The following is a 15,335-nucleotide window of genomic DNA, read 5'->3' as shown; positions in this document are numbered from 1 at the left end:
TGCTCAACCAGTTTTGATGATCACTTCCTATTTATCATCTTTCCTATAGGATTCTCATGAACCTTCATGGCTCCCTTAGGGCAGAACTCCTGGCAGCAGAAGCATTTGATACATTTACTTCTGTCGATTTCAGGTAAAAGAGCTTCTTTCCCCTTAACCTTCTTGGTAACCATGGTAATGGCGTGAGCTGGGCAAGTTTCATAGCACTTCTTGCAGCCAATACATTCAGAAGGCTTAACTAAAGGCTTTGTTGAGAACAGGAATTTTACAACACTAGCTTTTATAGCGTTAAATGCGCTACCTCCTTCAAAGGTAATACTCTGATGGATGGTAGCTTTTTTATAGTCTGAGATCTTAACATCTGGAAGTAAAGCGCTACCTACAACTTCTACTTCATCTACAGACTTAGGTCCAAGGCCTCTTTCATAGGCTGCCTTCATAGTCTGAACATCATTGATACCAAGGCCTATTATGTCAGCACAGACCATATCAAGGGCATAGGGCTTTTTGGATGCAAGCACAAGGCCGATGTGTCTCTTTTCACCTGCAGTTGGTCCATTGCCCTCCATGCCGTCGATGGCGTCAACTACGTACAAAGCTGGCTTGAAGTATTCATTAAGGTCCACCATAAGATTAGCAAAGGCGTTCTCCTCAGGAAAACGCATGTGGTACTCAGGCTTGGTGGTGCCTGGGATTGTGCCGAACATGTTCTTGACTGCGCAGCTCATACCCATCATGGCGTGGGTCTTGAGCTTGGAGAAATTGATGATAAAGTCTACATCATCAAGCCATGCTGTATAGATAAAGGTCTTGATGCTGACAGCCTCTGGGAATTCGGCATCTTTTATCTCAAAATTTGTGTTAAGTCTTACCTTGCCTGGGAAGGCTTCTTCTAATTCGTAGAGGCCGCAGGTCTTGTACACGTTTCTTACAAATGCAGGAGTGAAAAGACCTCCTGGACTATCGCCGACAATTACGCTAGCGCCAAGTTCCACAATGCGCTCACAGAGTCTTTTTAAAAGTGCTGGGTGAGTAGTGACAGCTTTATCTGGATTCATGGCTGCTACAAGGTTAGCCTTGATGCCGATAGTCATGCCTTCTTTGACAAAGTCAAGACCGCCAATTGCGTCAATGACGTTATCAAGGGCTTTATTTATTTCGAGCTGTTCGTAGGAACTGCATTTTTCTACTGAAACTGGATCAAACATAGGAATCTCCTAGACTATGATTTCGGTGGTAGTTTAACATATTTTCAATAAGATGTACAATTAACTGTATACTATAAACATGAAGAAAATAGGGTATGATATGCCATTTACATACGAAGTAGTACAGCACAAAAAAGATAATCATTATTTTATACAGATCACAGGCTTTGAAGGCGAAGTAAGAGACCTGGTGATCCCTGCAGAAATAGATGGAAAAAGCGTTGAAGCAATTGGAAATCACGCCTTTTCTGGAAGAGATGATATTAGGATAGTTCAGATTCCGGAGACAGTGAAGACTCTTTACGGTTTTTCTTTTCACAATTGCAGAAATCTCTACAAGATATCACTATATGACAGCATTGATGACTATTATGACGGCGTTTGTAGGCAGTGTGACAGCTTGACTGACATAGATATTACTATCAAAAGAGACTGGTACGAAGTTATCAGGAATTTCCTTGCGGACAACGACAAGACCTTGAGATTTACTATTCATAGGCAGGAGGAGACGTCACAGCTAACTTTTCCTGAATACGTCTATGATTTTGCAGATAATACCATGGCAAGGACAATACAGTTTTCTATCAGCGGCTCAGGTTATGCCTACAGAGAATGCGTAGATAGGCGTAAAATAAATTATAGAGAGTATGACAAGCTCTTTGAAAAAGCTCTGATAGACGGAAATGAGATTTCTGAGGACATAGCTGTGGGAAGGCTCATCTATCCTCATGAACTTGATGACTCTTTTAGAATCATGTATGAAGACTATGCTAGAGCCAATATGAAGGATATCTTAGAAAGGCTTGTGCAGAGGGCTTCTGAAGAGATCGACACAACAGATGTCATAAGGGCGCTTAATCAGTATGGCAAAGACCTAGTGTCAGACGAAGCTATGGAGCATGCACTTAAGATTGCCACAAGCAAAGGACTAACTCTTGTAAGCGCAGCTCTTATGGATAGGAAAAAAGATAATAGCAGCTCATTGGAATTTAAATGGTGAAGGAAAATGGCAAATATTATTGATTATGTTAATTGGCGTGGTGATATCTCTTTTGACGAAAGACCTATGAATGAAATTGACGTTATGGTCCTTTGTCACCTTGGTTATGCAGATATGACGCCGGCTTTTACAGGACTTAGAGCCAAAAGAGAGCGAACTATCAAAGAGATATGGGATGAACTTGGAGAAAATGTGAAGTTCAGGCTCATAACTTCCGGAAGGAATGACAGAAGACTTTTAGAGCAGTGCGCAAAGTCCAAGAGATTTGGTTCTGTCCTTATCTCAAACTATGTGGACGAGACCAGCGTCATAGAAAATATGCAGTTTGCGGCATTGACCTACCACGTTTCTGACAAAGAGGCTGTTGTAGTCTTTAGGGGAACTGACGACACCATCGTAGGCTGGAAGGAAGACTTTATGATCAGTTATACCAAAGTTCCTGCCCAGGAAAAGGCCTACAGTTATCTGAAAAGAACTTTGGCTAGGAATGAAAAGTGTCATGTGGCCGGTCACTCTAAAGGCGCGAATCTGGCTCTTTTTGCGGTAGCACATCTTGAAAAAGAAGAACTTGATAAGGTTGCAAAGGTTTATCTAAATGATGGACCTGGTTTTTGCAATGAAGTTCTTGATACAGAGCTTGTCAGTAAGATTGATCATAAATGCGTGAGGATTACCCCTGAATTCTGCATTGTAGGTGGGATTTTTGAACCTAAGATAACAGAGAACTACATAGTTAAGAGTAGTGGCACGCAGATGATGCAGCATAGTCTCTTAACCTGGCAGGTTAGTGGTGATGGACTGGTGACGACTACTGAGCATGATTCAGCCAGTGAGCAGATAAATACTCTTTTTGATAAATTCATTGAAAAGATGGATGATCTAAAGGACAGGCAGGCATTTGTCAATTCTATCTTTGATACCATGGGTGAAAATGGCGCTGTCACTGTAGAGGAGTTTACCAAGGAAGGCCCTAAGGCCTTTGAGAATCTTATTTTTACTGTACTTGGTGACAATGCGGAGGGTCTAAATCCTCTAAAGAGCGTTAAGGACAACGTGGTTTCAGATATCAAGAATTCCTCTATTGGAAAGGTTATGGAGGAAAAGAAGGATAAGCAAAAAATATACAGGATCCTGTTCTGTGTGGGCTTTGCGGCACTATGCTTTTTGATTCCAGATTCCCTTATTAAGACAGCCTTTGCGGTAACTATATTTGTGCTGGTTGCTTATCAGTCCTATCTGACAATTTATCATTTGATAAAGGCTAAATGGGATTTTAGTAAAGAAAGGCTCAGAGTAAACGTCAGCATAGTTCTGATCGTTGCTTATGTGGTGCTGATAGTTAAGGATGATGCGCTATTTCTTTTTGCCAGCATCTTATTTGGAGTCATATTCCTTGTGAGCGCTTATCAGTGCTTTATCAACATCAAGGCTAGCTGGGATGACAAGCTAAGAGTTGTAAGATACTCATTTCAGGGAATCCTTTTGACTTTGTATGGAGGCTACCTCATGATAGGACCTGAGGTTGGGCTTGATTGGTACACACTAAGCTGTGGAATATTCGTACTACTTGATGCAATCTTTGAACTGATACACCTACTTAGGATCAGAAAGAAATAAATATGCCAATGCAATAATAAATAAATAACAGCTATGGAGGGCAGAATGAAAAAAGCGAAGATTTGGGAAGAATGGGTAGTTATTCCAACATATGAGGTTGGGGCGCCTGACAAGAACCCTATGTTTCTGGAAAAGAGAGTATACCAGGGAAGTTCAGGCAAGATCTATCCATATCCATCAACTAACGAGATAAGCACAGAAAAGACAGACAAGAACTGGAAGGCTGTCTATCTTGAAAATGACTACATAAAGGTCATGATCCTTCCGGAGCTTGGAGGCAGGATTCAGAGAGCCTACGACAAAACCAATGACTATGACTTTGTATACTATAACCATGTAATTAAGCCAGCGCTGGTGGGACTTACAGGTCCATGGATCTCAGGAGGTATCGAGTTTAACTGGCCTCAGCACCATCGTCCAACAACCTATATGCCAGTTCGCTATTCCATCAAGGAAAATAAGGACGGTAGCGTAACGCTCCTTACTGGCGATGTGGACCAGATGTATGGAACCAAGGAAATGACTAAGTTTACCTTGTATCCAGATAAGGCTTATATCGAGATCACGGGCCAGCTCTATAATAAGACCCCACTTCCACAGACATTCCTGTGGTGGGCTAATCCTGCTGTTGCAGTTAATGACCACACTCAGTCTATTTTCCCACCTGATGTTCATAACGTGTATGACCACGGTAAAAGAGCTGTTTCAAGATTTCCAATTGCAACTGGAGAGTACTACAAGCACGACTACAGCGAAGGTGTAGATATCTCTAGATACAAGAACATTCCTGTTCCAACTTCCTACATGGCTGAGAAGTCTGATTATAACTTCGTTGGCGGCTATGATTACAAGAAGGAAGCAGGACTTCTCCACGTGGCAGATCATCACGTATCTCCTGGTAAGAAGCAGTGGACCTGGGGATGCGGCGACTTTGGAAAAGCCTGGGATAGAAATCTTACAGATGAAGATGGCCCATATATCGAGCTTATGACTGGTATGTACTGTGACAACCAGCCTGATTTCTCATGGCTTAAGCCTTTTGAAGAAAAGGTCTTCAAGCAGTATTTCATGCCTTACAAGAAAGTAGGACAGGTCAAGAATGCCAGCATTCACGCAGCTCTCAACATGGAGCTTAGAGAGGGCGGCAAGCTGTACCTTTGCGTATATGGCACAAGTCCTAGAGAAAGCGCTAGAGTAGCTGTTTACTATGATGGAAAAGAAATTTACTCAGAAGAAACCAAGCTTTCACCAGTTGATATCTACGAAAAGACAATATCTCTTAAGAAGCTTATTTCTGGAGATATAGATCAGTACAAGCTTAAGGTGAGTGTCTTTGATGGTTACAAAGAGCTTGTATCCTACGAGCCAAAGGATCAGGGAATTCCTAAGGTGGCTGAGCCGGCTAAGGCAGCTCTTTTACCAGAAGAGATCAAGACTAATGAAGAGCTCTACCTTACGGGACAGCATATTGAGCAGTACAGGCATGCAACCTTCCTTCCTGATGACTACTATCTTGAGGGGCTTAAGAGAGATGAGGGTGATACAAGGCTTAATAATGCTTATGGCCTTTTGATGTTTAGAAGAGGCAGATTTGAGATAGCAGAGAAGTACTTTAAAAAAGCTCTTGAAAGACTTACTGTCATGCATCCAAATCCTTATGACAGCGAGCCATATTACAACTTGGGACTAGCTCTTTTCTATCAGGAAAAGTATGACGAAGCCTACGAGGCATTTTATAAGGCAACTTGGGTAAATGAGCTTCAGGAGATGGGCTATTACTATCTTGCAGCAATTGATGCCAGAAGAGGTGAATACGAGGAAGCTATTGAGCATGTGGAGAGAGCTCTTGTTAAGAATGCGCACAATATCAAGGCAAGGGGCCTTAAGACAGTTCTTTTACTCAAACTTGAAAGAGAAAAGGATGCCATGAATATGGTGAAGGAAAACCTTGAGCTTGATGAGTTTGATTATTTATCAAGATATATCAGCATCCAGTTCCACAAGGGAAGAAACAGGGAGGATGCTTGGCTTGATTACATGTCCTTTATCAGAAGTAACCATGAGATCTGCCTCCAGGTTGCAAGAGACTTTATGGAGTGGGGCATGTACTCAGAGGCTTCAGGAGCAACCGGTGTAATGGGCGAGGAAGATCATCATCCTATGCTTCGCTATTATAGAGGCGCCTGCGATATCAGAACTTACCACTACATGGATGAGCCTCTTCGCCAGTTTGAGACTGCGCAGAACATGCCATCAGATTATTGCTTCCCTAATAAGCTTGAGGATATAGCGGTCTTGAAGACGGCTATTAAGGTGTCCAAGAATCCTTCTAAGGCTTGCTACTACCTTGGATGCCTGTATTACGACAAGCTCCAGTATGACCTTGCTATTAAATATTGGGAGAAGTCACTAGCTCTTGATGACACATTCCCAACTGTTTGCAGGAACCTTGCTATTGCTTATTACAACAAGCGTGATGACAAGAATAGGGCAAAAGAGCTGATGGAGAAAGCCTTTAACCTTGATAAGACAGACGCTAGAGTATTCCTTGAACTTGACCAGCTCTATCAAAAGCTTAATGTTCCACTTGGAGAGAGACTAACTAAGTTTGAAGAAAACATCGGACTTATCGAAAAGCGTGATGATCTCTATGTTGAGTATGTGACACTTCTTAATAACCTTGGCATGCACGACGATGCTCTTGCAAGGATTAAGAGTCACCTCTTTAGAACCTGGGAAGGAGCTGAGGGCAAGATCACAACTCAGTTTAAGGTTAGCCTCGTTGAGCAGGCGAAAGCTCTTTTGGCAAAGGAAGATCCAAAGTCTGTTAAGGAAGCGGTTAAGCTCTTAAAAGAAGCTGTGAGCTATCCTGAAAACCTTGGTGAGGGAAGACTTGAAGGAACCAAGGATAACCATGTTTACTATCATCTTGGACTTGCCTATGAGAAGCTTGGTGATGAAGAAAAAGCTAGAGAGAACTACGAAAAGGCAACTCTTGGTGCTATGGAAGTTGCAGGTATGATGTACTATTACGACCAGCCAGCAGACATGATCTTGTATAAGGGACGAGCATTTGAAAAGCTTGGAGATATCAAGGAAGCAAACTCCAGATTCTATAAGCTTCTTGACTATGGGCAGCAGCATCTTGATGACAAGTTCAAGATGGACTATTTTGCAGTTTCAATGCCTGATATGTCTGTCTTTGACGCAGATATGGACCTCAAGAACAAGGCACATTGCTATTATCTTATGGGACTTGGAAGCCTTGGAATTGGGGATAAGGACAAGGCTAAGGAGTACTTTGGAAAGGTGCTCATTATGGAAAACACACATCAGAATGCCGGAATATATCTAAAGGAGTGCTAGCAGTGTTTGCCTTTTGGATTGTATAATAGGAATATCTATCACAAGTGAGAGGTTGGTATGGCAAGTAGCAGGAGATTAGAGCTTGAGGCAGCAGGTAGAGAAGTCCTAAATGCTTCAAGAACAGAACTTTATATTGCTATGCGTTTCATGGGAGCGGCTCTTTCTAGCCTTTCCTATGAGATGGACCTTTCTACTACCAGCGTAGGTACAGATGCTGTTAATATCAGATTTAATCCATCCTTTGTCTGCAAGCTCTTTTTGGAAGAGCCAGGTAAGCTTAACAGGACTTATCTTCATATGATCCTGCATTGCATCTTCAGACATATGTATACTTCTGCTAGGTACGAGAATGTGCGTATTTACGACCTTTGCGCTGATATAGTTGTTGAGTCGATCCTTGATGGAATGGACTATCAGTGCATTTACAGGGTGTCATCGGATTATAGGGACAGATGGTATTCTCTTTTGGAAAAAGAGCTTAAGGTCTTAACGGTAGAAAAACTCTACAAGTACTTTAAGGACAATGAGGATACTATAGATATATTCGAGATTGAAAAGCTTGAGAGGGAATTTAAGCTTGATGATCACGGCTTTTGGCAAAGGCTTCCAGAGGAACCTCCAGAGGATGATTCTCAGGATGAGCAAAAGAAGCACATAAATCCTATTATCCTCAAGCAGATCCAGGACAAGGAAAAGGACTGGGATAAGGAAGCTAAGAGGCTACAGACTGAGATTGAGACTATAGGCAAGAACGCCAGCGATAGACTTGGAAAATTATCATGGATACTGAAGTTCCACAATACATCTAGAACTGACTACAGAGAGTTCTTGCAGAGGTTCATGGTCATAAGAGAAGAGGGCGGAATAGATATGGACACCTTTGACTATGGTATGTACGCCTTTGGCCTTGATCACTACGGGAATATGCCTCTAATTGAAGAGAATGAATTTAGGGAAGTTAAAAAGATTCAGGAACTTGTTATAGCAATTGACACTTCCGCTTCCTGCAAGGATGAGCTTGTTCAGAAGTTCTTAAATGAGACGGCTTCCATATTGCTAGATAAGGGCAATTTCTTTCAGCGGATCAGAATTCATGTGCTCCAGTGCGACGATCAGTTGCAACGGGATGACGTTATAAATTCTGTAGAAGATATGAAGCGCTACTCAGAGGGAATCCACGTAGAAGGTGGCTATGGAACTGACTTTAGACCTGTATTTGAGAAGGTTGAGAGTTTAAGAGCAGCAGGGGATATTGGAAATCTCAAGGGCCTTATCTATTTTACAGATGGCTACGGCGTCTATCCCGACAAGCCTACGGATTATGATACAGCATTTCTTTTCCCAGAGGATGGGGATTATAATGATGAGAAGGTGCCTGCCTGGGCGCTGAAGCTCTATGTATGATACAGATGGAGAATTAATTGCAAGCTATGAATATCAATGAAGCCAAAAATGAGGTAAAAAACGCCGTTAAGGCATATCTTTTGAAGGATGAAGCAGGTCAGTACGAGATTCCTGTTGAAAAGCAAAGACCAATACTTCTCATGGGACCTCCCGGAATCGGTAAGACAGCCGTAATGGAGCAGATTGCCCACGAGCTTGGAATTGGACTTGTGTCCTATACTATAACCCATCATACAAGGCAGAGTGCTATTGGTCTTCCCAAGATTTCCGAAAAGACCTATGGAGGAAAAGAGTACTCTGTTACTGAATATACCATGAGTGAGATCATAGGTGCTGTTTACGAGCAGATCGAAAAATCTAAGGTAAAAGAGGGAATTCTTTTCCTTGATGAGATCAATTGCGTATCCGAGACTCTTGCGCCAACTATGCTGCAGTTCCTTCAGTACAAGACTTTTGGTAGCCACAAGCTTCCTGAAGGCTACATCATCGTAACAGCTGGAAATCCTCCACAGTACAATAAGTCTGTAAGGGATTTTGATATTGTAACTTTAGATAGAGTGCGCCAGATCAATATCGATGAGGACTTTGATGCCTGGAAGGAATATGCCTACAAGGCAGGTGTTCACGGCTCAATCCTTTCATATCTTGAGATCAAAAAAGACAACTTCTATAGCATAAAGACTGATGTAAATGGAAGAAGCTTTGTGACAGCAAGAGGCTGGGAGGATCTTTCAAGGATCATCAAGGTTAATGAAAAGCTTGGCATCGAGGTTAATGAGAATCTCACAAGCCAGTACCTTCAAAACGCAGAGATAGCAAGAGATTTTGCTGATTACTATGAGCTGTATCGCAGGTACAATGAGCTTTACAAGATTCCTGATATCTTGGAAGGAAGATTCCCAGAAAATAAAGAAGCGCTAAGAAATGGCTCTTTTGATGAAAAACTCAGTATCCTTGGGCTTCTGACAGATAAGCTAATGGATGAGTTTAGAGATTATGCGAAGGATCAGGCTGTTCAGAAAATCTTATTCGAGAAGATAAAGGAAATGGCTTCTGGAAGTGCTGGTGATGCGAATTTTGGTGCTGCTGCAAAAGAGATGGAAAGTACCCTTGATTCAGAAGTGGCGGCGGGCATGATCAGTAGAGATGATGAGAAGGTAAAACGCCTTGCGATTGGGTTTATTAGGGAGCTTGATGGCACAGATGTGGCCTATGCCAAGAAGTGGTTCACTGAAAGGGAAGATGCCCGTCAGGCTAGAATCAAGGCTACAGATTCTCATCTGACACATAGCTTTGAATTTGTTGAACAGACCTTTGGAGACCCAGAGTCTCTTACTGGTAGCCAGGAGATGGTAATCTTTATTACAGAGCTTTCTAATGCCTATTACAGCCTTAAATTTGTTAAGGATACAGGTAATGAAGCTTATTACAATTATAATAAGCTCCTACTTCTAAATGATAGAAAGCAGGAGCTTAGAAATCTTGTATATGAGCTTACTTGATAGATCTTATTTCTTTTTCTCGTACTTTGTTCCGGCAACTTCGCCGCGAACATTGTACTTGGCAAATTGATTTGAAAAGAACCCTTGATAGTTCTTTTCCCTAACATCCACGCGGCCTTCAGCCACGTCTTTTACGAACATATCCATGCTGTATTTCATGTTGTACATGGATTCAGCCATTTTCTTCATGATGACGAAGGTGTCGTGATGATTACTCTTAATGTATTCGTCGATATCTGCAAGAGTAATCCTCATGACCGCCATGTCATTGAATGCCACAACAGTGTATATTGCTGGCTTCTGGGTTAAAAGACCCATCTCTCCAAAATAATCGTCTTTTGAAAGGATACCAAGAATGGCCTCCTTATCTGTACCATAACCTGTGTATATTTCTGCATTTCCACTTATTATCTTGTACATGTCCATATTTACTTCGCCTTCGCGGATTATGACAGTACCTTCGGGTATTTTCATCAGCATGTTTTCGCCCTCGTATTGAAAAAACGATAGTTTATATTCTATATTATAACATTAAATATTAATGATTTCCCTTTCTGTAATTTGAAGGTGATTTGCCAAAGTGACGCTTGAACGCCTTGGAGAAGGTGAAGGTGTCGCTATAACCTACGCCCTCAGCTATTTGATTGATACTGAGAGATTCATTGGTCATGAGTTTAACTGCCATTTTCATACGGTAGGTTAGAAGGTATTCCTGAAGGGAATAACCAGTGGCTTCCTTGAAAAGACGGGTAAGATAGCTTCTGTTAAGACCAAGAGACAGTGCGATCTGGTCTATTTTTACAGGTTCAGAGTACTTGAGTCTTATGTAAGAAATAACATTTTTGACATATAGAAGAGAATTGCTGACGCTTCTGTCTTCACGAGAAGCTGAGTTCTCAATCATGTAATCGCAGATCTTGTAAAGGGTTCCGATGCAGTAATACTGACGTTTGTAATGCTTCATCATATCCATCGCAAGATCTTCTATTTTCTTGGCTGAAGATGTTTCTAGCGGCGTATATACCGGGTGATCTGGTGAAAGACCTGCTTCCTTCAGGATTTGAGGAATCTTAGGGCCGCCTATGTGAAACCAAATATACTCCCAAGGATCATTTTCATCTGCCTGATAGAAGGCACGAGTGTTATCAGGGATAAGGAAAATCTGGTGCTCCCTGACGTCGTACTGCCTGTTGTTTATCCTGAGAATCCCCTTGCCTTTTAGGATGATGTGCAGTATTACTCTGTTTTTGACGAAATTTTCATAGGAATAAAGAGGCTCGCATTTATACCTGCCAACCTCGTACAGATAGAAATCATCAGAATCTTCATAGTTAACGAATTTACAGAAATCACACCCCACAAGTCCCTGTACTGCCATATTCATAACCTCCATATTTCCCCAACACAAATAGTATATAACATATGTCGCATTTTGACATTTATAAATCAAAAATTACCATTCTGAGGCTTTGATACATTCAGCTATACTAGTATTACCTTATTCCGATTACAAATCGAACAATTTAACATTTGAAGGGTTTTACGAATGAACATTATTTGGCACAGCAAATCTAAACAGTATCATTTGTATAACGACAAGATCAGTTACATCTTGGGAGTTTCTCCTGTGGGAGAGCTGGAGGGTATCTACTTTGGGAAAAAAGTCCATGATAAAGAGGACTTCTCCTATGTGGAATATCGCTATATGCTTCCAAATGTCGCGGTAGATCCTGATACAGAGAGTTATTCCTGCGAGCTTAATAGACAGGAATATCCATCCTTTGGCACTACCGACTTTGGGACAGAGGCTTTTGATATAGAACTTCCAAATGGCTCAAGAGTCAGCTCTTTTACCTATAAGGAACACAGGATATACAAGGGTAAGGAGTCTCTGAAGGGACTTCCAGCAACTTATGCTTCTGAAGATGAGGCTATGACATTAGAGGTTACTTTGGAAGATGAAGTTGCTAGGATGATGCTGATATTGACTTATACGATCTTTGACAGATATCCGGTTGTCACAAGGCATGCGACTTTTATAAACAACGCATCTGATGTGACTAAGCTTAGAAAAGCGCTGAGCGTTTGTTTGGATCTTCCGGATCAGGGTTACCAGTGGATGCAGTTTTCTGGAGCATGGGCAAGGGAGAGGATTCCTCAGATAAAAGATCTTTCATCTGGCTCTGTCTTGATCGAAAGCAAAAGAGGCGTTTCTAGCGCAAATCAAAATCCTTTTGTGATCCTTAAAAGACTTGAAACAGATGAGTTTAACGGTGAGGCAATCGGTTTTTCTTTTGTCTACAGTGGGAACTTTGTGGCTCAGGCTGAATGCGATACCTTCGGACGAACCAGAATGCTTATGGGAATAAACCCTGACAGATTCACATGGCCGCTAGAAAAAGGAGAGAGATTTGAGACTCCTGAAGTTGTTATAGCCATGACGGATAGAGGTCTTAATGATCTGAGCCAGACTTATCACAGGCTTTACAACAATAATCTGGTCCGTGGTAAGTGGAAGAATCAGCCAAGACCTATTCTAATTAATAACTGGGAAGCGACATTCATGGATTTCACTGAAGAGAGGATCCTTAGCATAGCAGAAAAGGCTAAAAAAGCAGGGGTTGAGCTCTTTGTTCTTGATGATGGATGGTTTGGTGAAAGAAATGATGACTTCGCTGGACTTGGAGACTGGATAGAAAATCCTGAAAAGCTCCCTCAGGGAATGAAGGGGCTGGCTAGGAAAATGAACGCCATGGGGCTGAAATTTGGATTCTGGATCGAGCCAGAGATGGTTAATCCTGATAGTAACCTTTTTAGGCGTCATCCTGACTGGGCTTTGTCAACACCTGGAAGAAAGGCATCTCTTGGAAGACATCAGATGGTGCTGGATTATTCACGGGAAGAGGTAGTGGATTATATTTATGGAATGCTAAAGAAGGTTATAGCAGATGCTCCTATCAGCTACATCAAGTGGGATATGAACCGCTCTCTTACTGAGGTTTACAGCACAGCACTTCCTCCAGAACAGCAGGGAATGGTCTATCACAAGTATGTGCTTGGAGTATACAGCTTGTATGAGAGGCTTAGACAAGACTATCCTGATATCCTTTTTGAATCCTGTTCATCAGGTGGAAACAGGTTTGATGCAGGAATGTTGTATTACGCACCACAGGCCTGGTGTTCGGATAATACTGATTCCATAGACCGTGTGCGCATTCAGTATGGAACATCCTATGGCTATCCTATATCTTCTATAGGAGCGCATGTGTCGGCAGTTCCAAATCAGCAGACTGGAAGAAATGTACCGATCAGTACAAGGGCAAACGTGGCGTACTTTGGAACCTTCGGTTATGAGCTTGATCTTAACCACATAACAGATGAGGAATTTGAGGAAGTCAAGGAGCAGATCGCCTTTATGAAGGCTAACAGAGAACTCTTGCAGTTTGGAAGATTCTACAGATTAAGATCTCCCTTTGAGAAGGATCAGGCAGCATGGATAGTGGTTTCTGAAGATGGCAAAAGAGCTATTTTCGGATTGTACTGTATGAAGTCAAACGTGAACATGCTTCCTGGATTTTTGAAGCTTGCAGGATTGAAGGATGATCTTTTGTATAAGCTTGGAGAGGGTGAGTACTATGGCGATGAGCTTATGAATCTCGGCGTTCCTATTGGAAAGCTTGGCTCTGGCGGTCTTACAACCGGACAGGATTTTATATCCTATGTAGAGCTTTTAGAGGCTGATTAAAGTAATATCACAAAATGACATCAATACTACACGAAATACCATACCCAAACCGACGGAGATTGATTAGTATAAGATAGTAATCATGATCGGAATGGGGAAAAGGCAAAAATACTATATTTAGTGAATTGGAGGTTATGTTTATGAAAAAGAGATTTAGATTTTGTTCTATGGTCATGGGTGCAATCATGGCAGCATCTATCGTTGGATGCGGAAGCACAGCACCTGCAGAAACTGCTCCTGCTACAGATGAAGCACCAGCAGCTGAAACACCTGCAGCTGAGGAACAGCCTACAAGTATTGGCAGCAGTGTTGAAGGAGAACTTTCAGTAACTATATGGGATGAAGGCCAGAGACCTGGCTTGCAGCAGATTGTTGATGAGTGGAGCAAGGAGTCAGGTGTTAAGGCAACAATTCAGGTTGTTGACTGGAATAACTACTGGACACTTCTTGAAGCTGGTGCAACAGGCGGAGAACTTCCTGATGTATTCTGGATGCATTCAAATGTAGCTCAGAAGTACATGGAAAATGATCAGCTCCTTGATCTTACAGATAGAATCGCTTCAAGCGACAAGATCGATCTTGGAAATTATTACGAAGGTATCGTTAATCTTTATCAGTCTGATGGAAAACAGTACGCTGTTCCTAAGGATATTGATACTATAGCTCTTTGGTACAACAAGACTATCTTTGATGAGATGGGTGTTGCTTATCCTGATGATACATGGACATGGGAGCATTTTGCTGAGGCTGCAGCACAGCTTACAAATGATCAGCATTGGGGATTTGCTCTTGCTCCAGGTAACAACCAGGAAGGTTACTACAACACAATCTATTCAATGGGCGGATATGTTATCAGCGATGACAAGAAGAAATCTGGAATGGATGACCCTAACTCAATCAAGGCTGTTAAGCTCTTTACAGATATGATCGCAGCAGGCTCTTGCCCTGATCTTGCTACTGTTTCTGAGACAGCTCCAAATGAACTTCTTAACGCTGGAAAGACAGCTATGTGCATCAGTGGATCATGGATGCTTGCTGGTTATCGTGACAATGAGTATACATCAGCAAACTGCGATGTAGCAGTACTTCCATACACAAGCTCACCTTCAGATAGAGTTTCTATCTACAACGGACTTGGATGGGCTGCAGCAGCCAACACCAAGAATCCAGATGCAGCTTGGAGCCTTATCGAGTACCTTTGCTCAAAGGAAGGCCAGCTCAAGCAGGCAGAACTTGGTGTAACAATGTCAGCTTACAAGGGAACATCAGATGCATGGGTTAACAGCGTTGATTGCTTCGACCTCAACGGACATATGAAGATGCTTGATGCTAAGCTTGTATTCAGACCATATTCAAGAGATACCACAGTTTGGGAAGACATGATGATCGAAAAGCTTCAGGATGCATGGACAGGCGACAGACCTGTAGAAGATGTATGTAAGGATATCGCTGCAGAAATGAATGAAGCACTGGCTGAGGAATAATTGACAGGA

At 42.0% G+C, this 15,335-nt stretch carries 10 protein-coding genes; 7 read left to right on the top strand and 3 right to left on the bottom strand.

Annotation, left to right across the window (positions count from 1 at the left end; translation table 11 throughout):
* Positions 1–20: 20 nt before the first annotated feature.
* Positions 21–1,208: a DUF362 domain-containing protein gene (locus BLS24_RS03345; protein ID WP_091756130.1), complete on the bottom strand. Its 1,188-nt coding sequence runs from the start codon at positions 1,206–1,208 to the stop codon at positions 21–23.
* Positions 1,209–1,287: 79 nt separating this feature from the next.
* On the opposite strand from BLS24_RS03345, the gene BLS24_RS03340 reads away from it, so the two are divergent.
* The 5 genes from BLS24_RS03340 to BLS24_RS03320 are packed head-to-tail and all read left to right on the top strand — an operon-like array spanning position 1,288 to position 10,097.
* A complete protein-coding gene (locus BLS24_RS03340; RefSeq protein WP_091756127.1) occupies positions 1,288–2,208 on the top strand; it encodes a leucine-rich repeat protein in 921 nt (306 codons plus the stop codon).
* A 6-nt stretch (positions 2,209–2,214) separates the two neighbouring features.
* Positions 2,215–3,825, top strand: a complete 1,611-nt coding sequence (locus tag BLS24_RS03335; protein ID WP_091756125.1) for an Mbeg1-like protein — start codon at positions 2,215–2,217, stop codon at positions 3,823–3,825.
* Between the two features lie 45 nt (positions 3,826–3,870).
* On the top strand, positions 3,871–7,191 hold the full coding sequence (locus BLS24_RS03330; RefSeq protein WP_091756123.1) for a DUF5107 domain-containing protein: 3,321 nt from the start codon (positions 3,871–3,873) through the stop codon (positions 7,189–7,191).
* A 57-nt stretch (positions 7,192–7,248) separates the two neighbouring features.
* On the top strand, positions 7,249–8,595 hold the full coding sequence (locus BLS24_RS03325; RefSeq protein ID WP_091756121.1) for a vWA domain-containing protein: 1,347 nt from the start codon (positions 7,249–7,251) through the stop codon (positions 8,593–8,595).
* A gap of 26 nt (positions 8,596–8,621) precedes the next feature.
* Positions 8,622–10,097, top strand: coding sequence for an ATP-binding protein (locus tag BLS24_RS03320; protein ID WP_091756119.1), 1,476 nt, complete (start codon positions 8,622–8,624; stop codon positions 10,095–10,097).
* A 6-nt stretch (positions 10,098–10,103) separates the two neighbouring features.
* Here BLS24_RS03320 and BLS24_RS03315 read toward each other — a convergent pair whose 3' ends face one another.
* Positions 10,104–10,577 carry a Crp/Fnr family transcriptional regulator gene (locus BLS24_RS03315; RefSeq protein WP_091756117.1) on the bottom strand — a complete coding sequence of 158 codons (474 nt, stop codon included), beginning with the start codon at positions 10,575–10,577 and terminating at the stop codon, positions 10,104–10,106.
* A gap of 58 nt (positions 10,578–10,635) precedes the next feature.
* Positions 10,636–11,475 (bottom strand): AraC family transcriptional regulator, encoded by an 840-nt coding sequence (locus tag BLS24_RS03310; RefSeq protein WP_176764315.1) that lies wholly within the window; start codon positions 11,473–11,475, stop codon positions 10,636–10,638.
* A 168-nt stretch (positions 11,476–11,643) separates the two neighbouring features.
* Between BLS24_RS03310 and BLS24_RS03305 the strand changes: the two genes are divergently transcribed.
* Both BLS24_RS03305 and BLS24_RS03300 read left to right on the top strand, forming a co-directional pair.
* Positions 11,644–13,842, top strand: a complete 2,199-nt coding sequence (locus BLS24_RS03305) for an alpha-galactosidase (RefSeq protein WP_091756113.1) — start codon at positions 11,644–11,646, stop codon at positions 13,840–13,842.
* 140 nt (positions 13,843–13,982) lie between these two features.
* Entirely contained in the window at positions 13,983–15,326 is a 1,344-nt protein-coding gene (locus tag BLS24_RS03300) for an ABC transporter substrate-binding protein (protein WP_091756111.1), read from the top strand.
* The last annotated feature ends 9 nt before the right edge of the window (positions 15,327–15,335 follow it).

The organism is Butyrivibrio sp. INlla18 (genome assembly GCF_900103635.1).
Classification (GTDB): domain Bacteria; phylum Bacillota; class Clostridia; order Lachnospirales; family Lachnospiraceae; genus Butyrivibrio.
This window is presented reverse-complemented; position numbering and strand designations above follow the sequence as displayed.

Bases quoted from the DNA above. Each gene is read 5' to 3' on its own strand.
- BLS24_RS03345 (WP_091756130.1), bottom strand. From the start codon at position 1,208: ATGTTTGATCCAGTTTCAGTAGAAAAATGCAGTTCCTACGAACAGCTC.
- BLS24_RS03340 (WP_091756127.1), top strand. From the start codon at position 1,288: ATGAAGAAAATAGGGTATGATATGCCATTTACATACGAAGTAGTACAG.
- BLS24_RS03335 (WP_091756125.1), top strand. From the start codon at position 2,215: ATGGCAAATATTATTGATTATGTTAATTGGCGTGGTGATATCTCTTTT.
- BLS24_RS03330 (WP_091756123.1), top strand. From the start codon at position 3,871: ATGAAAAAAGCGAAGATTTGGGAAGAATGGGTAGTTATTCCAACATAT.
- BLS24_RS03325 (WP_091756121.1), top strand. From the start codon at position 7,249: ATGGCAAGTAGCAGGAGATTAGAGCTTGAGGCAGCAGGTAGAGAAGTC.
- BLS24_RS03320 (WP_091756119.1), top strand. From the start codon at position 8,622: ATGAATATCAATGAAGCCAAAAATGAGGTAAAAAACGCCGTTAAGGCA.
- BLS24_RS03315 (WP_091756117.1), bottom strand. From the start codon at position 10,577: ATGCTGATGAAAATACCCGAAGGTACTGTCATAATCCGCGAAGGCGAA.
- BLS24_RS03310 (WP_176764315.1), bottom strand. From the start codon at position 11,475: ATGGCAGTACAGGGACTTGTGGGGTGTGATTTCTGTAAATTCGTTAAC.
- BLS24_RS03305 (WP_091756113.1), top strand. From the start codon at position 11,644: ATGAACATTATTTGGCACAGCAAATCTAAACAGTATCATTTGTATAAC.
- BLS24_RS03300 (WP_091756111.1), top strand. From the start codon at position 13,983: ATGAAAAAGAGATTTAGATTTTGTTCTATGGTCATGGGTGCAATCATG.